General features: G+C 42.1%; 22 protein-coding genes and 1 pseudogene. 17 read left to right on the top strand and 6 right to left on the bottom strand.

What is annotated here, in order from left to right; translation table 11 throughout:
- Window positions 1-31: 31 nt before the first annotated feature.
- From IMPJCBKJ_RS16135 to IMPJCBKJ_RS16120, 4 genes are all read right to left on the bottom strand, one after another.
- Entirely contained in the window at window positions 32-346 is a 315-nt protein-coding gene (locus tag IMPJCBKJ_RS16135) for a transposase (protein WP_138600120.1), read from the bottom strand.
- Window positions 347-488: 142 nt separating this feature from the next.
- Entirely contained in the window at window positions 489-2135 is a 1647-nt protein-coding gene (groL, locus tag IMPJCBKJ_RS16130; RefSeq protein WP_054552424.1) for a chaperonin GroEL, read from the bottom strand.
- Between the two features lie 51 nt (window positions 2136-2186).
- On the bottom strand, window positions 2187-2474 hold the full coding sequence (locus tag IMPJCBKJ_RS16125; protein ID WP_036973362.1) for a co-chaperone GroES: 288 nt from the start codon (window positions 2472-2474) through the stop codon (window positions 2187-2189).
- Window positions 2475-2617: 143 nt separating this feature from the next.
- Window positions 2618-3094, bottom strand: coding sequence for an FxsA family protein (locus IMPJCBKJ_RS16120; RefSeq protein WP_054552425.1), 477 nt, complete (start codon window positions 3092-3094; stop codon window positions 2618-2620).
- A 162-nt stretch (window positions 3095-3256) separates the two neighbouring features.
- Here IMPJCBKJ_RS16120 and cutA point away from each other — a divergent pair, with 162 nt between their 5' ends.
- From cutA to IMPJCBKJ_RS16045, 15 genes are all read left to right on the top strand, one after another.
- Window positions 3257-3577 (top strand): divalent-cation tolerance protein CutA, encoded by a 321-nt coding sequence (gene cutA / locus IMPJCBKJ_RS16115; RefSeq protein WP_166341061.1) that lies wholly within the window; start codon window positions 3257-3259, stop codon window positions 3575-3577.
- On the top strand, window positions 3577-5403 hold the full coding sequence (locus tag IMPJCBKJ_RS16110; protein ID WP_166341060.1) for a protein-disulfide reductase DsbD: 1827 nt from the start codon (window positions 3577-3579) through the stop codon (window positions 5401-5403). The genes cutA and IMPJCBKJ_RS16110 overlap by 1 nt, the downstream gene beginning before the upstream one ends.
- Window positions 5404-5751: 348 nt before the next feature.
- Window positions 5752-6204: a type II 3-dehydroquinate dehydratase gene (gene aroQ / locus IMPJCBKJ_RS16105; RefSeq protein WP_166341059.1), complete on the top strand. Its 453-nt coding sequence runs from the start codon at window positions 5752-5754 to the stop codon at window positions 6202-6204.
- A 31-nt stretch (window positions 6205-6235) separates the two neighbouring features.
- Window positions 6236-6700 (top strand): acetyl-CoA carboxylase biotin carboxyl carrier protein, encoded by a 465-nt coding sequence (accB, locus tag IMPJCBKJ_RS16100; protein WP_054552429.1) that lies wholly within the window; start codon window positions 6236-6238, stop codon window positions 6698-6700.
- A gap of 23 nt (window positions 6701-6723) precedes the next feature.
- Window positions 6724-8064 (top strand): acetyl-CoA carboxylase biotin carboxylase subunit, encoded by a 1341-nt coding sequence (gene accC / locus IMPJCBKJ_RS16095; RefSeq protein WP_054552430.1) that lies wholly within the window; start codon window positions 6724-6726, stop codon window positions 8062-8064.
- Window positions 8065-8206: 142 nt separating this feature from the next.
- On the top strand, window positions 8207-8677 hold the full coding sequence (gene tsaE, locus IMPJCBKJ_RS16090; RefSeq protein ID WP_166341058.1) for a tRNA (adenosine(37)-N6)-threonylcarbamoyltransferase complex ATPase subunit type 1 TsaE: 471 nt from the start codon (window positions 8207-8209) through the stop codon (window positions 8675-8677).
- Window positions 8678-8746: 69 nt separating this feature from the next.
- Window positions 8747-10054, top strand: a complete 1308-nt coding sequence (locus IMPJCBKJ_RS16085; protein WP_240921050.1) for an N-acetylmuramoyl-L-alanine amidase — start codon at window positions 8747-8749, stop codon at window positions 10052-10054.
- Window positions 10055-10077: 23 nt separating this feature from the next.
- Window positions 10078-11922, top strand: a complete 1845-nt coding sequence (gene mutL / locus IMPJCBKJ_RS16080) for a DNA mismatch repair endonuclease MutL (RefSeq protein WP_166341056.1) — start codon at window positions 10078-10080, stop codon at window positions 11920-11922.
- Between the two features lie 15 nt (window positions 11923-11937).
- Window positions 11938-12855, top strand: a complete 918-nt coding sequence (gene miaA, locus IMPJCBKJ_RS16075) for a tRNA (adenosine(37)-N6)-dimethylallyltransferase MiaA (RefSeq protein WP_166341054.1) — start codon at window positions 11938-11940, stop codon at window positions 12853-12855.
- 80 nt (window positions 12856-12935) lie between these two features.
- Complete coding sequence (gene hfq / locus IMPJCBKJ_RS16070; protein ID WP_054552435.1) at window positions 12936-13199, top strand: RNA chaperone Hfq; 264 nt, start codon at window positions 12936-12938, stop codon at window positions 13197-13199.
- Window positions 13200-13216: 17 nt separating this feature from the next.
- Window positions 13217-14506, top strand: a complete 1290-nt coding sequence (gene hflX, locus IMPJCBKJ_RS16065; RefSeq protein ID WP_054552436.1) for a ribosome rescue GTPase HflX — start codon at window positions 13217-13219, stop codon at window positions 14504-14506.
- A 91-nt stretch (window positions 14507-14597) separates the two neighbouring features.
- Window positions 14598-15764 carry an FtsH protease activity modulator HflK gene (gene hflK, locus IMPJCBKJ_RS16060; RefSeq protein WP_054552437.1) on the top strand — a complete coding sequence of 389 codons (1167 nt, stop codon included), beginning with the start codon at window positions 14598-14600 and terminating at the stop codon, window positions 15762-15764.
- Window positions 15765-15769: 5 nt separating this feature from the next.
- Window positions 15770-16648 carry a protease modulator HflC gene (gene hflC, locus IMPJCBKJ_RS16055; RefSeq protein ID WP_054552438.1) on the top strand — a complete coding sequence of 293 codons (879 nt, stop codon included), beginning with the start codon at window positions 15770-15772 and terminating at the stop codon, window positions 16646-16648.
- Between the two features lie 225 nt (window positions 16649-16873).
- A complete protein-coding gene (locus IMPJCBKJ_RS16050) occupies window positions 16874-18187 on the top strand; it encodes an adenylosuccinate synthase (RefSeq protein ID WP_054552439.1) in 1314 nt (437 codons plus the stop codon).
- Window positions 18188-18298: 111 nt separating this feature from the next.
- Complete coding sequence (locus IMPJCBKJ_RS16045) at window positions 18299-18907, top strand: tetratricopeptide repeat protein (RefSeq protein ID WP_138600165.1); 609 nt, start codon at window positions 18299-18301, stop codon at window positions 18905-18907.
- Window positions 18908-18955: 48 nt separating this feature from the next.
- Here the strand turns inward: IMPJCBKJ_RS16045 and IMPJCBKJ_RS16040 are convergent, their stop codons facing one another.
- Window positions 18956-20815 (bottom strand): sodium:proton antiporter, encoded by a 1860-nt coding sequence (locus tag IMPJCBKJ_RS16040; RefSeq protein ID WP_138600166.1) that lies wholly within the window; start codon window positions 20813-20815, stop codon window positions 18956-18958.
- Between the two features lie 918 nt (window positions 20816-21733).
- Here IMPJCBKJ_RS16040 and proB point away from each other — a divergent pair.
- Together proB and IMPJCBKJ_RS16030 are read left to right on the top strand one after the other, a co-directional pair.
- Window positions 21734-22840, top strand: coding sequence for a glutamate 5-kinase (proB, locus tag IMPJCBKJ_RS16035; protein ID WP_138600167.1), 1107 nt, complete (start codon window positions 21734-21736; stop codon window positions 22838-22840).
- Complete coding sequence (locus IMPJCBKJ_RS16030) at window positions 22837-24084, top strand: glutamate-5-semialdehyde dehydrogenase (protein ID WP_166341052.1); 1248 nt, start codon at window positions 22837-22839, stop codon at window positions 24082-24084. Before proB ends, IMPJCBKJ_RS16030 begins: the two co-directional genes overlap by 4 nt.
- A gap of 53 nt (window positions 24085-24137) precedes the next feature.
- On the opposite strand, the pseudogene IMPJCBKJ_RS16025 reads toward IMPJCBKJ_RS16030, so the two are convergent.
- Window positions 24138-24527: pseudogene (locus IMPJCBKJ_RS16025) on the bottom strand (IS4 family transposase); the annotation flags it as partial.

Genomic DNA, 24527 nt, shown 5'->3' with positions numbered 1-24527 from the left:
GCGTCTGTGACCTTGTGGATATATTCGAACCTTATTCTTTTAGGCTGTCGAAGTAGACCTTCGCCTTTTTTAAAACGTCATTCTCCAACTGAGCATCTTCGAGTTGCTTCTCAAGCTTGCGAATTTGGCGTTCTAAATCTGTGTATGATTTGTCAGGGCCTTGGTTCTTTAGTGGCTTTGCCGTTTTCTTTTTCGAGGTCATGTGACTTCTCCAACTTGATAGCATGTCAGGATGAATACCGTACTTATTAGCGACCATCTTAACTGTATCTGTGGTGTCTAACGACTCTTGAACGACTTTTATTTTAAATTCGAGGGAATATCTACGCTGTGACTTTACTTTCATGATTACTGACTCCAAAAAGGTGTCTACTTTTATGGAGTCAGATCAGTCAGTTTCTGATAGCTGATAGCTTAAAACTGATAGCTAAAAGAAAACCCAGCCGGAGCTGGGTTTTTTAAGCGAGGTGCTTAGGAGGTGATGTTTATCACATCATGCCGCCCATACCACCCATGCCGCCCATGCCGCCCATATCTGGAGCAGCTGGCTCATCTTTCGGGATTTCAGCAACCATTGCTTCAGTTGTGATCATAAGACCCGCGATTGAAGCTGCGTACTGTAGTGCAGAACGCGTTACTTTAGTTGGGTCTAAGATACCCATTTCGATCATGTCGTTGTACTCGCCTGATGCTGCGTTGTAACCGTAGTTACCTTCACCGCCTTTTACTGAGTTAACAACAACAGATGCTTCGTCACCTGCGTTAGTTACGATTTGACGAAGTGGTGCTTCCATCGCACGTAGTGCAACTTTGATACCGTGGCTTTGGTCTTCGTTGTCGCCAGCAAGTTCAACAAGTTTGCTTGCTACGCGAACTAGTGCAACACCACCACCTGGTACAACACCTTCTTCAACCGCTGCGCGAGTTGCGTGTAGAGCATCTTCAACGCGGTCTTTTTTCTCTTTCATTTCGATTTCAGTTGCTGCGCCAACTTTGATTACTGCAACACCGCCAGCTAGTTTAGCCATACGCTCTTGTAGTTTCTCTTTATCGTAGTCAGACGTCGCTTCTTCGATTTGTGCTTTGATTTGTGCAACACGACCATTGATGCCGTCTTCTTCGCCTGCACCGTCGATGATTGTTGTATCATCTTTAGTGATCACAACGCGCTTCGCTGTACCTAGGTCTTCGATTGTCGCTTTCTCTAGCTCTAAACCGATTTCTTCAGAAATAACAGTACCACCTGTTAACACTGCGATGTCTTGTAGCATTGCCTTACGACGGTCGCCAAAACCAGGAGCTTTAACCGCAGATACTTTAACGATGCCGCGCATGTTGTTTACAACAAGTGTTGCAAGTGCTTCACCTTCAAGGTCTTCAGCAATGATAAGTAGTGGCTTGCTAGCTTTAGCAACAGCTTCTAATGTAGGTAGTAGCTCACGGATGTTAGATACTTTTTTGTCTACAAGTAGAATGAATGGGTTGTCTAGCTCTACAGCGCCTTTTTCAGCGTTGTTGATGAAGTATGGAGAAAGGTAACCGCGGTCAAACTGCATACCTTCAACTACGTCTAATTCGTTTTCTAGCGACTGACCTTCTTCAACAGTGATAACGCCTGAATCACGGCCTACTTTTTCCATTGCTTCTGCAATGATGTCACCGATTTCTTTATCAGAGTTAGCAGAAATAGTACCTACTTGTGCAATTGCTTTAGTGTCTGCACATGGAACAGAAAGTGCTTTAAGCTCTTCAACTGCTGCAGTAACTGCTTTGTCGATACCACGCTTAAGGTCCATAGGGTTCATACCCGCTGCAACTGCTTTTAAGCCTTCGTTTACGATAGCTTGCGCTAATACTGTTGCAGTTGTTGTACCGTCACCTGCAGCGTCATTCGCTTTCGACGCTACTTCTTTAACCATTTGTGCGCCCATGTTTTCGAACTTGTCTTCAAGCTCGATCTCTTTAGCTACAGATACACCATCTTTAGTGATCACTGGAGCGCCGAATGATTTGTCTAATACAACGTTACGGCCTTTAGGACCTAAAGTTACTTTTACTGCGTTTGCTAAAATGTTTACGCCAGTTAGCATTTTGCCACGTGCGTCACCTGCAAAAAGTACTTCTTTTGCTGCCATGATTAAATTCCTCTTAAATTCTGTAAACGGGTTGCTAAACGAAAAGTAGGATTAGCCTACAATGCCTAGAATGTTATCTTCACGCATGATCAGGTACTCTTGACCTTCGATCTTTTCAGCTTTTTCAACATAAGAGCCGAACAGCACAGTGTCACCGGCTTTAACTTCTAATGCTCTTACTTCACCGTTGTCTAAAACACGGCCATTACCAACAGCGATAACTTCTCCGCGAGTTGATTTTTCAGCTGCAGAGCCAGTTAATACAATACCGCCAGCAGACTTAGTTTCTTCTTCTAGACGCTTAACGATGACGCGATCATGTAAAGGACGAATGTTCATTTATTTAGTTCTCCTAACAGTTTCTGAACAGTACAGAAAAAATCTTGTGTTATTGCAGGGGAGTGCTAAGCCACCCGTTGCGTTTCATTGCATTCATTAATGGGGGTGGCTTAAAAAAATCCAAGTAAAAAAATTAAAAAATTTTAATCTTTTCGCTCAAATTCACCATCAATAGTTGTAGGTTGATGGTTTGGCTCTTCATGAGTGGTTGTTTTACTATGATATTGGAAGTGTGCAGAGCCTTGATTTGCCTGTGAACTCATACGCACAGTCGCTTGACTAGCAAGGCCTGCAGCCAGTTTGTTGCGGATTGCTGGCGTAAGTAGTAAAAAGCCAAAAAAGTCAGTCATGATGCCTGGTGTCATTAATAAAACACCGGCGATAATCACACATAATCCAGTAAATAATTCTTTTGCAGGCATTTGCCCTTGTGCCATTTGTAATTGCACGTTTTGAATCGCGCCCATACCTTGTTGCTTCACTAATTTCGCACCGACAATCGCGGTTACAATTACAAGCGCTATGGTGGCAAAGCCGCCGATCACTTCACTCACTTGGATGAGTAACGCGATCTCCACAATCGGCACTAAAATAAATAACAAAAACAAAAATCTAAACATAACGCTCTCTAAAAAATGTCATTCTCTTTCGAGTCAGTGAAATATAAATTGGGGTGAGCAGGTCATTTTTCAAGACGGAACCTAGGATCACCTTGCTCGCTACACATTATAGTTACTATCGGCTACTATGGTGCGACTCACGTAATCAAATAAAGGTTCCTTATGACTACGCATTTTCGACTTATTTTTACGACTTGTGCAAATGAGGCTGAAGCCCGTCAGTTGGCACAGCATCTAGTTAAAGAAAAGCTGGTTGCTTGTGTGAACATTTTGCCTACTATTGAATCTATTTACATGTGGGAAGGCGAGGTGACTCAAGCTATTGAAAGTAAGTTACTGATCAAAACTAAGTCAGAAAAAATGAATGAGGTGATCCAAACTATCAAGAAATTGCATAGTTATGAGGTGCCTGAAATTCAGGTCGTTGATGTGGCTACGGGCAATTTAGCCTATTTTAATTGGATGGATGAGGTACTTAATTAATGCGATCGTTCCTTTTATTACTTTGTGCATTGTGGCTTATGCCAGCAAGTGCAAGTAATAACAATTTACTTGGAAATCTACTACAACCTGCGGAGCAAACATTTCTCCCGGTTGATCAGGCGTTTGTTTTCGATTTTGACCAGCAAGGCAAAACCTTATTTATTGGCTGGGATATTGCGCCTGATTATTACCTTTACAAAAAGAAAGTCGAAATTATTGCCAAAGGCGCTGATATTGAAGTTCCTGATCTTGGCAAGGGCGTGATTATTGAAGATGAGTTTTTTGGTAAGACTGAGGTATTCTTTGATTCGTTAAGTGTGGTTTCTAAGCTCAGTAACGTCACAGAAGATGCGGTTGTTAAAGTGCGTTTTCAAGGCTGTGCCGAGGCGGGGTTATGTTATCCGCCAGAAGTTAGAACCATTCCTTTATCTGTGATTGCAGGTGAGCAAGTATCACAGGCTGCAGATGCGGGGAACGCATTAGCGGCATTAACACAAGCAGCCGATACTAATGAAGCGTCATCAGCCCCTTCTCAAGAAGTTTCAAAACCAGCTGGTGAGCAGTCATATACCGATAAGCTGGCATCGCAAGGTTTACTAACTAACCTAGTAATCTTCTTTTTAGTGGGTGTTGGTCTTGCCTTTACACCATGCGTATTCCCAATGTTTCCGATTTTGTCGAGCCTTATTGCGGGTCAGCAGAATTTGTCGACTAAAAAAGCGTTCTCGCTGTCTTTTGTGTATGTACAAGGTATGGCCGTTACTTACGCAGCACTGGGCTTAGTGGTTGCATCATTAGGTGGGCAAGTACAAGGGTATTTACAGCATCCTACTGTACTAATTAGCTTTAGTATCTTATTTGTATTGCTGGCAATGTCGATGTTTGGCTGGTACGAAATCAAGTTACCTAGCGGCATGATGAATAAACTCACTCAGGTTAGTAACCAGCAAAAAGGCGGCAACTATGTTGGCGTATTTATGATGGGTGTACTGTCTGGTTTGATTGCTTCACCATGTACAACAGCACCTTTATCTGCTGCTTTACTTTATGTGGCGCAAAGTGGTGACTATCTAGTTGGTGGTTTAACACTTTATGTGCTCAGTTTAGGCATGGGCTTACCATTATTATTACTGGGGACTTCTGGTGGTAAATTACTACCAAAAGCCGGTGGTTGGATGGAGCAAGTGAAAACCCTATTTGGTTTCATTATGCTAGTTGTACCACTTATTCTGCTTGAGCGTATTGTTGATATTGAAATTATCTGGTTAATGGCGGGTTTATTGGCACTTGCTACAGCGCTTTATTTACACCATTGGCAAAGTGGTCAATCACAGGGCAAGCTAAAAACAGCATTGTGGTTTACTGCTACCTTATTGGTTGTAACTGGGGCGAGTTTAACGAAAAGTTATTTCTGGCCAAGTAAAGCGGTGGTTGGAGAAGCTGCTGTGCAAACACATGGTTTTAGACAAGTTGCTAATCTAAGTGAATTAAAAGAAGAAATTGCACAGGCAAGTAGCGAAGGGCGCTTAGTGATGGTCGACTTATATGCCGACTGGTGTGTTGCCTGTAAAGAGTTTGAGCACTACACGTTTCCTGATGCTAAAGTGCAAGAGCAGTTTGCTCACTTTGAATTAATTCAAATCGATTTAACAGAAAGCGATGCAAAAACAATTGAGCTAATGGAAGAATACACGGTATTTGGGTTGCCGAGCATTTTGTTCTTTGATAGCCAAGGTAATGAGCTTTTAGAGCAACGTGTAACAGGCTTTTTAAATGCCAAAGACTTTGCAGAACATTTAGCAAAAGTTCGAAATACCGCTAAATAAACGCAAACGTGCAAGAAAATAGCAAAACGCCACTCATCTGAGTGGCGTTTTTGTATCTGCATCGTAAAAAATACTTATTTTAAGTGAAAAATAGCAAATTCACTGATTGAAGCTCAATTTATCAACAGGAAAACAGCTGGAATGACCCTGTTGTGTGCCTTGCTATGCTTGACTTTACCACGAATGGGGAGTGATTAGACCAGTATTTTGCTGCTATTTACGTCGAAATATCTATAATAGGTGGTTAACGTGAGAAATAGTTGCTATTTTACATCAGCACGCTTAGGTTAAGCGTGGGTTTATGATGAATATGGTTAAACTGCTTACTTATAGGATATATCGCGTATTATGGCTGCAAAATTCAAACTTTTAGTTCTAAATGGGCCAAATTTAAACATGCTTGGCAAGCGTGAACCAGAAAAGTACGGTACTCAATCTCTTGATGAGATTATAGCTGAACTTAGCCTGGTTGCTGCCGGTCTCAATGTTGATTTAACGCATTTCCAAAGTAACAGTGAAGCTGCATTAATAGAACGCATTCACGATGCATGGCAAATGGTTGATGCAATAATTATCAATCCTGCTGCATTTACGCATACAAGCGTAGCCTTACGGGATGCATTACTCAGTGTAAACATTCCCTTTTACGAGGTGCATTTAAGTAATGTGCATGCTCGAGAAGCATTCCGTCATCATTCGTATTTTTCGGATGTGGCACAAGGCGCCATTATTGGATTAGGAGCAATGGGTTATAAGGTGGCACTTGAAGCTGCTGTTAGCCGGTTGCAAAACACACATTAATTTTTTAAATAACTAACAGGCGGGTCGTTCAATGGATATTCGCAAGATCAAAAAACTTATCGAACTAGTAGAAGAATCTGGTATTGCTGAATTAGAAATCACTGAAGGTGAAGAGTCAGTACGCATCAATCGTAACAACATGTCTGCAGCACCTGCAATGCAGTATGCACCACAGCAGTTTGCAGCACCTGCACCAGCAGCGGCTCCAGCTCCAGTAGCAGAGGCACCAGCAGCAGAAGCGGCTGCTCCAGCTGCACCGACTGGCCATCAAGTTAAATCTCCTATGGTTGGTTCATTCTACTCAGCGGCTTCTCCAGAAGCAGCACCATACGTAGAAGTAGGTTCTAAAGTAAATGTTGGCGATACGTTATGTATCGTTGAAGCAATGAAGATGATGAACCAAATCGAATCTGATAAAGCAGGCACAGTAAAAGCTATCTTAGTTGAAAATGGCGAGCCAGTAGAATTCGATCAACCTTTATTCATTATTGAATAATAGCGCAACAAAAGGCCAACTCTATGTTAGATAAAGTAGTCATTGCAAACCGAGGTGAAATTGCACTTCGCGTACTGCGCGCCTGCAAAGAGCTTGGGATCAAAACTGTTGCTGTGCATTCAACGGCAGACCGTGATCTTAAGCACGTGTTACTGGCAGACGAAACAATTTGTATTGGTAAACCAGCAGCCACTGAAAGTTACTTAGATATTCCGCGCATTATTGCAGCGGCAGAAGTAACAGACGCAGTTGCTATCCACCCAGGTTATGGTTTCCTTTCTGAAAATGCAGACTTTGCTGATCAAGTTGAGCAAAGCGGCTTTGTATTTATCGGTCCTAAAGGCGACACGATTCGTTTAATGGGTGATAAAGTTTCTGCAATCGAAGCGATGCGTAAAGCCGGTGTACCTTGTGTACCAGGTTCTGATGGCCCATTAACGGCAGACAGTGAGCGCAACATTCAAATCGCTAAGCGTATTGGTTACCCTGTAATCATTAAAGCAGCAGGCGGCGGCGGTGGTCGTGGTATGCGTGTTGTTCGCAGCGAAAAAGAACTGATTGACTCAATCGCTCTTACTCAGCAAGAAGCAAAGCAGTTCTTTGGTAATGGCATGGTTTACATGGAAAAATTCCTTGAAAACCCACGTCACATCGAAGTTCAAGTACTGGCAGACGGTCAAGGCAATGCCGTTCACTTAGGTGAGCGTGATTGTTCAATGCAACGTCGTCACCAAAAAGTTGTTGAAGAAGCGCCAGCGCCAGGTATCACAGCTGAAATGCGTAAGTTTATCGGTGACCGTTGTACTCGTGCATGTATCGAAATTGGTTACCGCGGTGCAGGTACGTTCGAATTCTTATACGAAAACGGCGAGTTCTATTTCATCGAAATGAATACCCGTATTCAGGTTGAGCACCCAGTAACAGAAATGGTCACTGGCGTTGACTTAATCAAAGAGCAGCTAAAAATTGCAGCGGGTCAGCCACTATCATTCACACAAGAAGATGTGGTTATTCGTGGTCATGCAATTGAGTGCCGTATTAATGCGGAAGACCCAGACACTTTTATTCCATCACCAGGTAAAATCACGCGATTCCACCCTGCAGGCGGATTAGGTATTCGTTGGGACAGCCATATCTACGCAGATTACACAGTACCACCTCATTACGATTCAATGATTGGTAAGCTGATCTGTTACGGTGAAAACCGTGATGTAGCCATTGCTCGTTCACGCAATGCGTTAAACGAATTAGTGATCGATGGCATCAAGACCAACACACCACTGCACAAGAAAATCTTGGCAGATGAGAACTTCCAAAACGGTGGTACAAACATCCACTACCTTGAGAAGAAACTAGGTCTGTAAACAAAATTCTGTTTAAGCTAAAAAGCCGGCAACTTTGCCGGCTTTTTTTTGTCAAATTAGTCATAAGAGTGATTCTCGCCTTACAAAATTATTCTGGTATGATTAACAAAGTAATGTGTTTTTAGTTTTTCATGAGGTAATAATGACCGACAGTGTTGGTTTTCCACTCGCTGATGAAGCAGCAACGGTTAATATGGGTAAGCAACTTGCAACCTTAATGGAGCAAGGAGCAGTCATCTACTTACATGGTGATTTAGGTGCCGGTAAAACGACATTAACCCGTGGTATCGTGCAAGGTTTCGGTCATCAAGGTAAGGTTAAGAGTCCAACTTATACACTGGTTGAGCCTTACCAATTAGCCAAAGCTGATGTCTATCACTTTGATTTATATCGCTTAGGTGATCCTGAAGAACTTGAATATATGGGAATTCGTGACTATTTTTCACCACAGGCCATTTGTGTTGTGGAATGGCCTGAAAAAGGCGGCGAATTTATTCCAACACCAGATCTTGATATCACCCTACGCTATGAAGGCGAGGCGCGTGCTATTACAATTAATAGCTTAACCGAGCGTGGTAAGGCTATTGTTCAGCAACTTACGAGCGCGCAATAATAAACATATAAAAATAAAGGTGTATTAGTAAAAATGGGTCGTTGTACGTTTAAACTATTAACTACTTTGATGTTATTGGTTGTTAGCCAGATTGCGCTTGCACAAAATACCATTAATAGCGTACGAGTGTGGCCCTCACCTGACAGCACTCGAGTGGTCTTTGATTTAAACGATAAGCCTGATTTCAGCTATTTCATGCTGAAAAACCCAGCTCGTTTAGTCATTGATTTAAAAAATACCGACAAACTAGATAGCTTGCCAGCTATTCCTCAAAAGCATCAGATTGTTTCCAAACTGCGCTACTCAAAACCAAAAGACAGCAAAAGTGTGCGTTTTGTCTTTGAGCTAGCCCGTGCCAGTAAACCTGTTGTATTTGCTTTACTACCAACCGATCCCTACAAGCATCGTTTAGTGGTTGACCTTGTTGATAAAACACCGAAGGCTGAGCCCGTTGCTTCGACCAATACCAGTGTGAAAAAACGCGAACTTAATCAAGAGCGCGATATTGTTATTGCCATTGATGCAGGTCATGGTGGTGAAGACCCCGGTTCAATTGGTCCATCAGGCACTTATGAAAAAGATATTACGCTACAAATAGCGAAGCGCTTAGAGCGAATGATAGATGCTGAAAAAGGCATGATTTCGCGTATGGTGCGCCGCAGTGACTACTTTGTAAATTTAAACACCCGTACTAGCATAGCTCGTAAGAAAAAAGCTGACTTCTTTGTGTCGATTCATGCGGATGCCTTTACTAGTCCACAACCAAACGGTGCCTCAGTGTGGGTGCTATCACTACGCCGTGCAAATTCAGAAATTGGTAAATGGATTGAGGATAAAGAAAAACACTCAGAGCTTTTAGGTGGTGCAGCTGGGGTATTAAAAGATACTGCAAGCGAAAAATATTTAGCACAAGCACTGCTAGATATGTCGATGGATCACTCGATGAAAACAGGTTTTAGTGTCGCAGAAGAAGTGGTTAGCGAATTACGAAAAGTGGCTAAAATGCATAAGAAACGCCCACAAGCGGCGAGCCTTGCGGTATTGAAATCACCCGATATTCCGTCTATTTTGGTCGAAACAGGGTTTATTTCGAATCCGCGTGAAGAGCGAATGCTAAAAACGGCGCAGCATCAGGAGCGCTTAGCTAAAGCAATTTTCACCTCGATTAAAAATTACTACATGAAGAATCCACCAGATGACTCACTATTTGCTAAGTTAAAGTCGCAGTTTCCGACTAAACACAAAGTTCGCCCTGGTGAATCGTTAAGTATTTTAGCAAGCAGATACAACACCTCGGTGAGTAAGCTAAAAACGGCCAACAACTTAAAATCGAATACCTTATTTATTGGTCAAGAGCTTGATATTCCTCAAAGCTAGTCAATTTTCGTGTTAGGAACACTATGAGTATAGAAATACTACCCGCGCGATTGGCTAACCAAATTGCTGCGGGTGAAGTGGTTGAACGCCCAGCATCCGTTGTTAAAGAGCTGGTAGAAAACAGTTTAGATGCTGGCGCAACGCGCATTCAAATAGATATTGAGCGTGGTGGGCATAAGCTAATTCGTATCCGCGATAATGGCTCTGGCATTAATAAAGATGAACTAACATTAGCCTTGTCGCGCCATGCTACGAGTAAGCTTAAGTCACTCGATGATCTTGAGAACATTTGCTCACTGGGTTTTCGTGGTGAAGCGTTAGCATCAATTAGTTCTGTTTCTCGCTTAACTTTAAGCTCAAAGCCAAAGCAGCAAGAGGCTGCATGGCAAGCGTTTGCTGAAGGCCGCGATATGGCGGTGCAGGTTAAGCCAACCGCACACCCTGATGGTACCACCATTGAGGTGAAAGACTTATTCTTTAATACCCCTGCGCGCCGTAAATTTCTTCGCACCGAGAAAACCGAGTTTTCACATATTGATGAGCTCATAAAGCGTATTGCGCTGAGTCGTTTTGATGTCTCTATCACCCTGACTCATAATGGCAAGGTCGTGCGTCAATACCGTGCTAAACCAAACCCTGAGCAAGCGATAAGCCGTGTTGCACAAGTGGCGGGTAAAGCATTTAGTGAACAGGGGCTGCATATTCAGTCAGGTGAAGCAGGTTTGATGTTGCGAGGTTGGGTATTGCCCGTGGGCTCAACGAATAGCACGCAATATACCTATGTGAATAATCGCATGATGCGCGATAAACTCATTTTACATGCAATCCGCCAAGCCTTTGAAGAAGTCGCAGGCTCTGAAGAGCTACCCGGTTTTGTCATTTATATTGATATTGACCCACGTCAGGTCGATGTAAACGTGCACCCAGCAAAACATGAAGTGCGTTTTCATCAAGGCCGTTTAGTGCATGACTTTATCCTGCAGGCAATAAAACAAGTGGTGGTGCCGCTTCAGCACGAAGCTGGTTTTACAGAGCATAATGACACTGCTTTTCAGCATGCTCCGTTTGATGAGGCGCACTCAAGCAGCACACAGCCAAGTTTTACTCAATCAGCGCCAACAGAGCAGTATGATTACCCTAAATCTGAATTACAGCCGACACGTTCAGTGAGTTATTCTGGGGCAACTGGAGCAGGGCGCTCTGGTGGTGGCTTTAGTAGCGACAGCCAGGGCCGCAGTAAAACATCTCACCAAGATGTCAATGCATTTTATCAAGGGATCAGCGAGCAACATGCTGCGCATTTTGACCAAGTACGCCCAGAGCCAAGTGTTACAGCACCGGTTGTAGAGCAAGCAAAACTTGCCAAGCTTATTCATGTACGAGAAGGCGAGTGCGTATTTAGTGAAGACAACCAACTCTTTGCTGCGCACTTTAAGCATGCAATAGCACTCGACTGGCAAGCGCACGTAGAGCAAGCAGGTAGCCTTGATGGCAAAGCCTTATTGTTACCTGTGCGAGTAAATGCAAGTGCTGATGATATTAGCGCGTTAAATGCTCAGCAGTCGTGGTTTACCTTACTTGGTTTTGATTTAGTAATAGAAAAACAGTTTGTGATGGTTAAAAAGCTTCCGCCTTGCGTGTATATACTTGATGTAAGTGATGCTATTGAGCGGCTTATTGCTGGCTGTAAAGCCTCACCAAGTTCACTCGATGAATGGTTAGCTTGGTTAACTCAACAAATACCAACACGTTATTACGCAAGCCAAGCCTTTATGGAGCAAGTGGCTCGGTTAGAAAATAATCCACAAACTATGCAACTTTTACGTCAAAAAGCAGTTAAAATAGAACTATCTCAGTTTTTAAACTAAGCAAGGTATTTAGGCTTGAATAACTTACCCGTCATTTTTTTAATGGGACCAACCGCTGCAGGGAAAACAGATTTAGCAATTTCGCTGTGTGAGTATTTAAACACAGAAATAATCAGTGTTGATTCAGCATTAGTCTATAAAGATATGGACATCGGCACGGCAAAGCCAAATGCCGAAGAGCTTGCTCGTGCGCCGCATCACTTAATTGATATTATCGACCCAGCAGAAAGTTATTCAGTGGCAGATTTTCGCCGTGATGCAATTGAAAAGATTGATCTATTTCATCAGCAAGGTAAAGTACCTGTATTGGTTGGCGGTACAATGATGTATTTTAAGTCGCTTATTGATGGCTTATCACCGCTACCAGAGGCATCACCTGAAGTACGTGCTGAACTCGAAAAAGAAGCAGCACAGTTTGGTTGGCCACATTTGCATAAAGAACTTGTGAAAATCGATCCTGATGCAGCGAAAAAAATGAGCGAAAATGATTCGCAAAGAATTAATCGTGCATTAGAAGTGTATCGTATAACAGGTAAAACAATGACTGAGCTGCAAAAACAAAAGCAGCCTGAGCTTCCTTATACTTTCTATCAATTTGCCATTGCACCTGATGATCGCAGTGAATTACATCAGCGAATTGAGAAAAGGTTTAAAATAATGCTCGATCAGGGGTTTGAAAATGAAGTTTCATCCCTATATAAACGTAAGGATTTACACCCAGACCTACCTTCGATTCGTTGTGTGGGTTATAGACAAATGTGGGATTACATTGCTGGCGAAATTGACTATGATGAAATGGTCTTTCGTGGTATTGCAGCCACACGGCAGTTAGCCAAGCGACAACTGACTTGGTTAAGAGGTTGGCCTGAAGTAATTTGGTTGACTACGGGTGATGAAGAAAACTTGCAACGTGTAGTAAGTTCGCTAAGCTAGTAGTAGCTGAAAGTTTTTTAGCTTTGTTAAATTAGTTCAGCTACTTAATTATAATAACACCTAGAACGAAGGAAAATAACATGGCAAAAGGCCAGTCGTTACAAGACCCATTTTTAAATGCGTTACGTCGTGAGCGCATTCCAGTATCAATCTTTTTGGTTAATGGCATTAAATTGCAGGGTAAAATCCAGTCATTTGACCAATTTGTTATTTTACTTGAAAACACCGTAAATCAAATGGTGTATAAACACGCTATTTCAACTGTTGTTCCAGCGCGTTCTGTTAACTTCCAAGGCGTTCAAGGAAGTGATGATTCAGAAGAGCAAGAATCTGGAAATTTTTAAACTTAGGAGCGTAATGCTTGTTTGACCGTTATGAAGCCGGCGAACAGGCAGTTTTAGTTCATATCGACTTACCTAAAGAGGGAGATCGCGAAGATCTTCACGAATTAGAGTTGTTGGTATCTTCTGCTGGTGTTAGTAGTTTGGCGATTGTGCAAGGCAGTCGTCAAGCACCGCATCCGAAACTTTTCGTCGGGACCGGAAAAGCAGAAGAAATCGCTGAAACTGTCAAAATCCACAATGCAGATGTCATTATTTTCAACCATCAACTTAGCCCGTCACAGGAACGCAATTTAGAGCGCGTTTGCCAGTGCCGCGTTCTTGATCGTACGAGTTTGATCTTAGATATTTTTGCGCAGCGAGCGCGAACTCACGAAGGTAAACTTCAGGTTGAGTTAGCTCAGTTACGCCATATTTCTACTCGCTTGATTCGTGGGTGGACCCACCTTGAAAGACAAAAAGGCGGGATAGGGTTACGTGGTCCGGGTGAAACCCAGCTCGAAACCGATAGACGATTACTGCGCGCAAGAATTAAAAATATTCGTGCCCGTTTAGATAAAGTTGCTGTTCAACGTGAGCAGGGGCGACGTGCTCGTACGCGAAATGAAATTCCAACTGTGTCACTAGTAGGTTATACCAATGCGGGTAAATCAACGTTATTTAACCGTATTACTGACTCAGATGTGTATGCTGCTGATCAGCTATTCGCAACCCTAGATCCAACCTTACGTAAGTTAGATATCGGCGATATAGGTCCAATTATTTTAGCGGATACGGTAGGTTTCATTCGTCACTTACCTCATGACCTTGTTGCAGCATTTAAAGCGACCTTAACAGAAACCCGTGAAGCTGATTTACAGTTGCATGTTATCGATGTGGCAGACCCTCGTCGAAAAGAAAATATTGAGCAAGTACAGTCTGTTTTAAAAGAAATCGAAGCAGATGAAGTGCCGCAATTATTGGTTTATAACAAAATTGATGCGCTAGATGACGTTGCGCCACGTATAGATAGAAACGACGAAGGTCAACCGGTACGAGTCTGGTTGTCGGCGCGCACTGGTGTTGGCTGTGAACTGCTAAGTGAGGCAATTAATGAGTTACTTGCCAAGAAGATGTTTGCTGATGAGCTAAAATTACCACCACAACATGGTCGTATTCGTGCAGCATTATTCAACTTAAACGCAGTTCATCAAGAACGTTTTGATGAGCAAGGAAACTGGTTATTATCGGTACGCTTGCCAATGGCAGAATGGAATCGCTTAAAAAAAGAGATGGGACAAGACCTCGACTCTTTTGTAGTGACTGATTAAAAATCGCCAGCATTTGTCTTTTTTAGTATGAGAAATGCTGTAGATTTGATAGATTTAACCTAATTCATTTAGATAACAATGGAGTATAGCTATGGCCTGGAATGAACCGGGTAATAATGGCAATGATAAAGATCCGTGGAATAATAAAGGCGGAAAAGATCAAGGCCCACCTGATTTAGACGAGGTAATGCGTAAATTCGGCAACAAGTTTGGCGGTTTATTTGGTGGTAATAAGCCAGGTAAAAACGGCGGCGGACTTGGTGGCGCAGGCATTTCTTTCATCCTTATTATTGCCGTCATTGTATGGGCATTAAGTGGTATTTACACGGTAAAAGAAGCCGAGCGCGGTATTGTTTTACAATTTGGACAATACAATCGCATTGCAGAACCTGGCTTACGTTGGAAAATGACCTTCATTGAACGCGTGATCCCTGTAGATATTGAAGCGGTTCGCTCGTTATCTGCAAAAGGTTTCATGCTGACAGAAGACGAGAACGTGGTAAATGTAGAGTTTGAAGTACAATACCGTGTTATCGATCCACACCTATACAAGTTTAGCGTAACCGACGCAGATGGCAGCTTGAAACAAGCGCTTGATAGTGCTCTTCGTTATGTGATTGGTCATGTAAAAATGGACCAAGTGCTAACAACTGGTCGTGAGTTAGTGCGCCAACAAACGTGGGATGAACTAAACAAAATCATTGAGCCTTACAACTTGGGTATTATCGTAAGCGATGTGAACTTTAAAGATTCACGTCCGCCGGGTGAAGTAAAAGACGCGTTTGATGATGCTATTGCTGCACAAGAAGATGAAGAACGTTTTATCCGTGAAGCTGAAGCTTACGCTCGTGAAATTGAGCCTCGTGCCCGTGGTCAAGTTACGCGTATGACACAAGAAGCAGAAGCGTACCGTGAGCGTATTACTTTAGAAGCGCAAGGTGAAGTAGCACGTTTTGAAAAACTGTTACCTGAGTACCAAGCTGCGAAAGAAGTAACTCGTAAGCGCTTATATATCGATGCGATGGAAGAAGTGCTAGGTAACAGCTCTAAAGTGTTAGTCGATGTAGAAGGCGGTAATAATATGATGTATCTACCGCTTGATAAAATCATGGAAAAGCAAGGTACAGCAACGCGTGTTGCGCTACCAAGCTCAAGTGATATTCAAGATCTTCGCAATAAGTTAAATCCATCACGTAACAGCACGGTTAATTCAAGTAATGATCGTTTCGCAACTGACCGTTTTAATGAGGGGAGATAAGTAAGATGAAAAATTTTAGTTTAGTAATACTTGCCCTTGCAGTTGTGCTGTCTTTTTCTGCGATTTTTGTTGTACAAGAAGGCGAAAAAGCAATTGTCTTATTATTCAGCAAAGTTGAAAAAGACAGTGACGATAACGCTGTAGTATATGGCCCAGGTTTACACTTAAAAGTACCTTTCTTTAGCCAAGTACGTCGCTTAGATGCACGAATTCAAACGCTAGATGGTGAAGCTGACCGCTTTGTTACTAGTGAGAAAAAAGACTTAATCGTTGATTCTTATGTGAAGTGGCGTATTAATGACTTTAGTGCATTTTACCTACGTGCCCGTGGTGATAAGCAATATGCTGAAACACTGCTTAAGCAAAAGGTGAACAATGGTCTGCGTACTAATTTCGGTTCTCGTACAATCAAAGAGATTGTCTCTGGCGAGCGTAGTGAATTGATGGAAGAAGCGTTAGTTCAAGCGTCTGAAAGTGCGCAAGAGCTAGGTATTGAAGTACTTGATGTGCGTGTTAAGCAAATTAACTTACCACAAGAAGTGAGTAGCTCAATCTTCCAGCGTATGCGTGCTGAGCGTACTGCAGTAGCTAAAGAGCACCGTTCAGAAGGTCAAGAAAAAGCTGAGACAATTCGCGCAGAAGTAGACCGCCGTGTAACCGTAATGCTTGCAGATGCTGAACGTAATGCTCGTACAGTACGTGGTCAAGGTGATGCTGATGCTGCTGCTATCTATGCTAATGCATATAACAAAGACGCTGAATTCTTTGGTTTTATGCGCAGCCTAGAAGCATACAAAAATACCTTTAAAGATAAACAAGACGTGATGGTAATTTCACCTGATAGCGACTTCTTTAATTATATGAAAGGTACAAAAGTACAGTAAGTAATACTCGTATGATCAAAAGCCCCGCAATTTGTGGGGCTTTTTTGTTTCTGTAAGTGATTAATTTTTATTCTTAACAATTTTATAAACCTCTGTTCTGCATGTAGTTGTTTAAGTAATTGAGAAGATAAAAATTCAGGCGCAGAAAAAATAAGCTAAACGGGGTGATCTTTCACCTCGTTTTCTGATAAAATCTCGTCCTAATTTTTTCTAAGTGAATTTGCAATGGGTAAAAACGTTGTTGTACTAGGCACCCAATGGGGTGACGAAGGTAAGGGTAAGGTAGTTGACCTCCTTACAGACAAAGCATCTTTAGTAGTTCGTTATCAAGGTGGTCATAACGCAGGCCATACTCTGGTAATCAACGGTGAAAAGACGGTTTTACACCTTATTCCATCGGGTGTATTACGTGACAATGTTAAGTGTGTGATCGGTAATGGTGTTGTTTTATCACCAGAAGCATTAATGAAAGAAATTGGCATGCTAGAAGAGCGTGGCGTACCAGTACGTGAGCGCTTATTAATCAGCGAAGCATGTCCATTAATTTTACCTTTCCACATTGCATTAGATTTAGCCCGTGAAAAAGCACGTGGCGATAAGCCAATTGGCACTACAGGTCGTGGTATCGGTCCAGCTTATGAAGATAAAGTTGCACGTCGTGGTTTACGTGTAGGTGACTTATTCAATCCTGAACAGTTTGCTAGCAAGCTTAAAGAAGTATTGGAATACCATAACTTCACTTTAGAGCATTACTACAAAGCTGAACCAGTTGACTTCCAAAAGACATTTGACGATGCAATGGCTATCGCAGATATCTTAAAAGCAATGGTTGTTGATGTTACTGAGCTTCTTGACCAAACGCGTTTAGCGGGCGACAACATCTTATTTGAAGGTGCGCAAGGTACATTACTTGATATCGACCACGGTACTTACCCGTACGTAACATCATCAAACACAACAGCTGGTGGTGTAGCGACTGGTGCTGGTTTTGGTCCATTACACCTTGATTACGTGTTAGGTATTATCAAAGCTTACACTACACGTGTAGGTTCTGGTCCATTCCCTACAGAGCTTTACGACGGTCTTGATAAGCAAGATCCAGTTGGTAAGCACTTAGGTGATAAAGGTCATGAGTTCGGTGCGACGACAGGTCGTTTACGCCGTACAGGTTGGTTAGACGCAGTGGCAATGCGCCGTGCAGTGCAAATCAACAGCATCTCAGGTTTCTGTTTAACTAAACTAGACGTTTTAGACGGTTTAGAAACATTAAAAATCTGTACTGGTTACCAGTTAGAAGATGGCACAGTAACGAACGTTACACCATTAGCAGCTGAAGGTTACGAGAAAGTAACACCAGTATACGAAGAGATGCCAGGCTGGTCAGAAAACACAGTAGGTGCTACGTCAGTTGATCAATTACCGCAAGCGGCACTTGATTACATCAAACGTATTGAAGAAATCACTGGTGTTCCAGTTGATATCATCTCTACTGGCCCAGACCGTGTAGAAACTATGGTATTACGCAGCCCATTTGCATAATCGTCATAGTGACTGAAAAAGCTGCTTCGGCAGCTTTTTTTGTGCCTAAAATTCACTTGGTATAATATTTGTATATTATTTGCTAAGACTGACTTTATTTAAGTGATTTTGATGCGTGTTTTATTGCCTTTAACATTACTCTTCTCAAGCCTGAGTATGGCTGAAGAGCCTATCACAGCTGTGCCTCTTTACACAGAGAGCGAGTTAATAGGCTTGATCAATAAAAATACACACCTTGCACGTGTCAAGGCAGATGATTGCCAGTTAGTGCAAGATATCGAAGCGCGAGCCAATAAAATGGCACTGCCATCATATCAGTTCCTGTATGGCGATATGCTAGCTTATGCGGTGTGTGTAGACCGTAATGTAGAGTTAGGAGTTTATTACATGCGTCAGGCCGCTCAGCAAGGGCTAGGCGCGGCTTTAGAGCAGCTTGGTCGCTACTATGATGTTGGCCAGTTAGTGCAGCAAGATAAAGCAATGGCGGTGACCTATTTACGAGAAGCATCAGCTCAAGGTAACCTAAAGGCACAAATGCGTTTGGTTAATCTATTTAATCAAGGTTATGGCAGCCCGCGCGATTATGAAGACGCCTACCGTTGGTTATTTCATTCAATGGTTGCCGATAAAGCAACTCACAAGAAAGTCGAAAATTTACTCGCTAAGCTTGCCGAAAAAATGCCAGACAGCGTCGTTGCACGCGCCCGTTTACCTATGTAGGCAAATACAAATACATATAAAAAAGGCCAGCTAATGCTGGCCTTACTGTTATTTCTCTTCTTTATTTTCTTTCGGTTTGCCGTTGTTCGGGTCTTTTAGCACCGATAGTTTAGGCGGTTGAAGTGCCACAATACGTTCACCTACTTGTGGAGGTTTTTCCATATTTGTAGTGAACGGGCGAATTTTAATAGGCGTATCGTCATCATCGCTTTTTTCACCATTTAAAATAAATAATGGGATTGCTTCGCTATTAACTTCTTTATATTGATCCCAACTAAACTCTTCAGAAATACGCGTCGCACTAACTTTGCCGCCTTTGGCAATTAAGCTGCTTAAACGGGCATAAGCGCCATTGTCGCCAAACAGAATTTGTCGTGACAAGAAGGTCGCACTGTCTTTATTCGCTTTTGCATGGTTAGTCGAAGAGCGCAAAGAAAATACATTCTTTTCGTCGAACAAATGCGAGAAGTATTGTACGCCTAATGCATTGTGATGGCGGTTCGGTGAAAGCGCGAGTACGCTACGAATTGTTGTTAATGGTAAATACCGCTCCGCATGCTCTGACTGCGGATTACCATAGTAACAAGGTAAGCCATCCATGCGTGCCATTTTACAGTTTTCCCATGCAGGATCAGATAAGTGCACCGGAATATTTTGATCTTTTAAGCCGCAAGCAATAGCACGGGCTACATGGTTTGCGCCAATAATTAAAATAGTATTTGGCGCAGGCTGGCGTACTTTTAATAACTTTGCTAACGGTGTTGCTGTAAGGCTTTGCAGTACTACAGTAATAATAATTACAGTAAATATAAGTGGCACTATTTTTTCAGCATCGGCAATGCCAGCTTCGACCATACTTAGAGCAAATACAGAGCCCACCGCAGCGGCAACGATACCCCGTGGTGCAATCCACGACAGAACTAAGCGAGACTTAAGTGGTAAATCAGTTTTAAAGGTCGATATTGCAATACAGGCTGGGCGAGCCACAAAAAGCACGATGGCTAAGAAAATAAACACATCGCTATGTAACATCATTAAATCTGATAGCTGTAGTCGGGCTGCAAGTAAGATGAACAGTGATGAAATTAAGATCATCGAAAGGTCTTCTTTAAATTCAAGCACAGAGTCAATTTCGAGATCATCTTGGTTAGCAAGCCAAATACCAAACACGGTAACAGCGAGGAGGCCAGATTCATGGCTTAGGTGGTTCGAAACCGTAAAGCTAATCAGTACTAAGGCTAAAATGCCAAACTTGTGTAACTCAAATGGTAGCCATTCTCGGCGTATCAGCAATGTGGTAAGCCAACCTGCAACGACACCAATGGTTAAACCAACTCCCAGGGTTTTAAAGAGCGCGATAATGGTATGACTCAGTACTTCGCCTTGACCTACAAGCATGACAGCTTCAAATACTAGTACTGCGAATAATGCACCTATAGGGTCTATAACAATACCTTCCCAACGCAAGATGCGGTCAATATCTTGAGTAGGTCTCATAGAGTTTAACAGCGGCGCAATAACTGTAGGTCCAGTTACAACAAGCACCGCTCCAAGTACTGCAGCAACTCGCCAGTTCAGCTCTAAAATCCAATAAGCGCTGAAGCTGATTACTAAACAAGTCGTGAGCATTCCTATAGAGCAGAGGTTACGAACTACCTTACCAATCCCTTTTAACTCTCTGAAGTGTAAGGTTAGTGAACCCTCAAATAAGATCACCGCCACACTTAAAGAAACTACAGGGAAGAGTAAATCACCCAGTAGAGCGTCAGGTTCTAGTACGCCACTAAATGGCCCTAAAACTAAACCTGTTAGTAGTAAAAATAAAATAGCGGGTACGCGAAACGCCCATGCGACCCACTGTGCTAATACTGAGCACAATGCGATCCCTGCTATATAAATTGCTGACATAGAATAAATTATCCTTTTGTTACTACTGTTCAAAAAAGGTCGAATCACATTATTTATGATGTAATGCAATCTTCAATTAGACCTTTGAAATAAAATTGCCTGCTTATTAAAGCTTACTCATCACTATAGACACAAGCAAACTTGATGCTTCAAATACGATTTTAGTCGTTATTACTACTTTTTGGGGTTATATCTAAAACAAAAGTCAGGTTTGCAGAGAAAAAATCATTAGGGCTAACATATGGTGATCTAACTTATTGTTAAAAAGTATTTATTTTTCCTATTTATGGCAAGTATAAAAGCTGTGATTACTTTTCGCCCTTGATCTTTACCCCTGATTTCCCGTATTATATTTCGTGTTCAAACAATTTGATATCTAAATGTTTATCGGTGTTGCTACAGTTTTCTAGAGCTTTACCTCTAAATAATCAATTGTTTGTAACAATTTTAGTGTTTTATACACTTTGTTTTCTAATTAAATAGAAATGAGCTTACCCGTATTCAGTGTGTATTTATTACGTGTTGAATAGAATATAAGTTCATTATCTGGTCAATGTTTAGTTCCCATCGTGGCAGCTAAATCTCGGTCATACAATCTACACCCTATCTGTTGGTGTACCAGATTGTATAGGCTCTATGTATGTTGTTATTAATAAAAGCCTCACACAGCTTTTTACAGCGATACATAAACAACACTTATCTCTTTTTATCAACTTATGGTTTATAACCGTTTGGTCTACTGACTGAATAAAAGTTGTGCTATATCTAATCGCAGTACTTGCGTGGCGTAGTCGTGTGCATAGATAAGTTGTTTGGCAAAGTGATAATAGTCAGTGCGTTTAGTAAAGCTAAACGCGAGTCTTTTAATCAGTGGCAAATTGGCACTGAACAGATAGTAAAATGGAAAGTTGAACAGTTATGCAAAAGTTAAATTGGCGACGTATAGTACTAAAAGTAGGTAGCGCATTAATCGCACCCGAACAAGACGGGTGTCGCTCACGTTATTTACTGACCATTGCACAGTTCATCGTTCGCTGTCGAGCGCAAGGTATCGAAGTTATTTTAGTATCATCGGGTTCGGTAGCTGCTGGTTCGCATTTATTCCCTGAACAAGAAAAGCGTTCAGTGACGATGAAAAAAGCAATGGCTGCTGCCGGTCAGACAGAAATGATGGCGATGTGGGATCGTTTCTTTGATTTCCCATCGGCACAGATTTTATTAACTCATGGTGACTTACGTGACCGTGAGCGTTATACCAGTATTCGTGAAACAGTTTTCACCTTACTGGAGCATGGTGTATTACCTATCATTAATGAGAATGACACGGTAACAACTGATGATTTAAAAGTTGGCGACAATGATAACTTGTCGGCAATGGTAGCCGCAGCGGCGGACGCAGATGCATTGATGATTTTTTCGGATGTTGATGGTCTTTATGACAAAAATCCGAATTTACATGAAGATGCAGTGCTATTACCAGAAATTGATAGCATCGATGAATCGATTTACGCCATGGCCGGTTGTGCAACCAGTGCCGTTGGTACAGGTGGTATGAAAACGAAAATCGAAGCGGCTGAAAAAGCCACTTCACATGGTATTACAACCTTTATTTTAAATGGTTTTAAAGAAGAGACATTTAACCGACTGCTTGCGGGTGACAACCCAGGTACTATCTTCAAACCATATGAGAAACCGATGCAAGAAGCAGTGCATTGGATGACTCACACAGCTAACGAGCAGGGTGAGGTTGTCGTTGAAGGTTCATTCGATGAATCATTAAAAGATGAAGACGGTTGTATTCGTAGCGATGAAATCGTTGCAGTACACGGAGAATTTGGCGTAGGCGATACCATTTTAGTTCGTAGTGATGATGGTACGCGTCTAGCAAAAGCAACAGCGAACTACAGTAGCTGTTTATTGAATTTTATTGCTGACAACGAGCAAAGTGAATTTAGCGAAAAAATGCAAGATTCAATCGGCCCAGTTGTTTCAGAGAAAGATATCGCATTATTGGAGAAGTCATGAGTTTAATTACGGATATTTCGAGTCAAGCTGCAAAAGCTGCAACCCAGTTAGCTTTACTTGATACTGCTACTAAGAATCAAGTGTTAACTGAGATGGCAGAGGCGTTACGCGAAAGCAAAGCGTTTATCATCAAAGAGAACGAAAGCGATTTAGCGGCAGCACGTGATAATAACCTTGCTGCGTCTATGATTGACCGTTTAACGCTAAACGATGAGCGTATTGAAGCAATGGCTGAAGGCATTGAAGTAATTGTTAGCCTTGATGATCCTGTAGGCCAATTACGTGAAATTTCAGAGCGTCCAAACGGTATTAAGATCAGCAAGATGCGCGTACCACTGGGTGTTGTGTGTATGATTTATGAAGCACGCCCGAATGTGACGGCTGATGCCGGTGCGTTATGCTTTAAATCGGGTAATGGTGTTATTTTACGTGGTGGTAAAGAAGCACTTCGCAGCTCGCAAGCAATCGCAAGTGTAATGCACAAAGTACTTGAAAAGCATGATTTACCTGCTGCGTTGATTTCAGTGATCCCAGATCCAGACCGTGGTCTGCTCATGGAGCTGATGCAACAGCGTGACACTATTGATTTAATCATTCCGCGTGGTGGTGAAGGTTTAATTAATTTTGTAACAGAAAACAGTACTATTCCAGTGATCCAACACTTTAAAGGTGTATGTCACCTTTATGTAGATAAAGACGCTGATCTGAACGTAGCAATCAATTTACTATTAAATGGTAAAACCCAGCGTACAGGTGTGTGTAATGCCCTAGAAGGTTTAGTGGTTCATCAAGATATCGCTGATGAGTTTTTAAACCTATGTGCAGTTGTTCTTCGTCAAGAAGGCGTTAAAGTAAATGCAGATGCGAAAGCTGCCGAGTACTTTGATAATGCAACAGTACTTGCTGACGACGAGTTTGGTGAAGAGTACTTAGATTTAGAAATCGCAATTAAAGTTGTACCTGACTTTGCCGGTGCCATTGATCATATTGCTAAGTTTGGTTCAAACCACACTGAAGTGATTTGTACTAAAGACCAAGCTGCGGCGCAGTTATTCCAACGCAGTGTGGATGCATCTGTGGTAATGGTTAATGCATCATCGCGTTTTTCTGATGGTTCACAGTTAGGTTTAGGTGCTGAGATTGGCATTGCGACAACTAAGCTACATGCTTACGGTCCAATGGGTCTTGAGTCACTTACAACTGAAAAATACTTAGTGAATGGCGAAGGCCAAATTCGTGAGTAATCACTAAAAAGTAATTGCTTTAAAAAGCCGGGCTTTGCTCTAATGCCTGTCAGTTAAGAGCTGACAGGCATTTTTTGGGGCTTTCGTTCAGGGTACCGACTGGGTCTCTTTTTCACACATCTTGGATAATGTCTTTCTCTTCGCTCTGGCAGTACAAAGGTTTCAGCCATTGCAATAAGTTTATTTATTACGCTCGGTACTTTTCCTGCTGAAGTGTGAGGCAACATCATTAACTCCTTGATGATATAGCCAGAAGCATTGCTGTAACTGAGTTGATAAGGCCATATCCCTTTCAGGCTGTAAGCCATCTTAGTCATCATATATCGTACTAAATTGTATGCGAGCAATACGCCCCATAACTCTTGTTTTACTAGCTCTGGGGTTTTGCTACGTAACGTTAATTCATTTTTGAGCAAGTACTGTTTCATTTCCCTGAACCCAAG

Source organism: Pseudoalteromonas sp. MB47 (genome assembly GCF_011319765.1).
GTDB classification, from domain to species: Bacteria; Pseudomonadota; Gammaproteobacteria; order Enterobacterales; family Alteromonadaceae; genus Pseudoalteromonas; species Pseudoalteromonas simplex.
Note: the sequence above shows the minus strand (reverse complement) of the source record. Positions and strands in the feature narration are given on the sequence as shown.

Bases quoted from the DNA above. Each gene is read 5' to 3' on its own strand.
- IMPJCBKJ_RS16120 (WP_054552425.1), bottom strand. From the start codon at position 3,094: ATGTTTAGATTTTTGTTTTTGTTATTTATTTTAGTGCCGATTGTGGAG.
- hflK (WP_054552437.1), top strand. From the start codon at position 14,598: ATGGCCTGGAATGAACCGGGTAATAATGGCAATGATAAAGATCCGTGG.
- tsaE (WP_166341058.1), top strand. From the start codon at position 8,207: ATGACCGACAGTGTTGGTTTTCCACTCGCTGATGAAGCAGCAACGGTT.
- IMPJCBKJ_RS16125 (WP_036973362.1), bottom strand. From the start codon at position 2,474: ATGAACATTCGTCCTTTACATGATCGCGTCATCGTTAAGCGTCTAGAA.
- IMPJCBKJ_RS16030 (WP_166341052.1), top strand. From the start codon at position 22,837: ATGAGTTTAATTACGGATATTTCGAGTCAAGCTGCAAAAGCTGCAACC.
- IMPJCBKJ_RS16085 (WP_240921050.1), top strand. From the start codon at position 8,747: ATGTTATTGGTTGTTAGCCAGATTGCGCTTGCACAAAATACCATTAAT.
- mutL (WP_166341056.1), top strand. From the start codon at position 10,078: ATGAGTATAGAAATACTACCCGCGCGATTGGCTAACCAAATTGCTGCG.
- hfq (WP_054552435.1), top strand. From the start codon at position 12,936: ATGGCAAAAGGCCAGTCGTTACAAGACCCATTTTTAAATGCGTTACGT.
- IMPJCBKJ_RS16050 (WP_054552439.1), top strand. From the start codon at position 16,874: ATGGGTAAAAACGTTGTTGTACTAGGCACCCAATGGGGTGACGAAGGT.
- aroQ (WP_166341059.1), top strand. From the start codon at position 5,752: ATGGCTGCAAAATTCAAACTTTTAGTTCTAAATGGGCCAAATTTAAAC.
- IMPJCBKJ_RS16135 (WP_138600120.1), bottom strand. From the start codon at position 346: ATGAAAGTAAAGTCACAGCGTAGATATTCCCTCGAATTTAAAATAAAA.
- accB (WP_054552429.1), top strand. From the start codon at position 6,236: ATGGATATTCGCAAGATCAAAAAACTTATCGAACTAGTAGAAGAATCT.
- accC (WP_054552430.1), top strand. From the start codon at position 6,724: ATGTTAGATAAAGTAGTCATTGCAAACCGAGGTGAAATTGCACTTCGC.
- IMPJCBKJ_RS16045 (WP_138600165.1), top strand. From the start codon at position 18,299: ATGCGTGTTTTATTGCCTTTAACATTACTCTTCTCAAGCCTGAGTATG.
- groL (WP_054552424.1), bottom strand. From the start codon at position 2,135: ATGGCAGCAAAAGAAGTACTTTTTGCAGGTGACGCACGTGGCAAAATG.
- IMPJCBKJ_RS16110 (WP_166341060.1), top strand. From the start codon at position 3,577: ATGCGATCGTTCCTTTTATTACTTTGTGCATTGTGGCTTATGCCAGCA.
- cutA (WP_166341061.1), top strand. From the start codon at position 3,257: ATGACTACGCATTTTCGACTTATTTTTACGACTTGTGCAAATGAGGCT.
- proB (WP_138600167.1), top strand. From the start codon at position 21,734: ATGCAAAAGTTAAATTGGCGACGTATAGTACTAAAAGTAGGTAGCGCA.
- IMPJCBKJ_RS16040 (WP_138600166.1), bottom strand. From the start codon at position 20,815: ATGTCAGCAATTTATATAGCAGGGATCGCATTGTGCTCAGTATTAGCA.
- hflC (WP_054552438.1), top strand. From the start codon at position 15,770: ATGAAAAATTTTAGTTTAGTAATACTTGCCCTTGCAGTTGTGCTGTCT.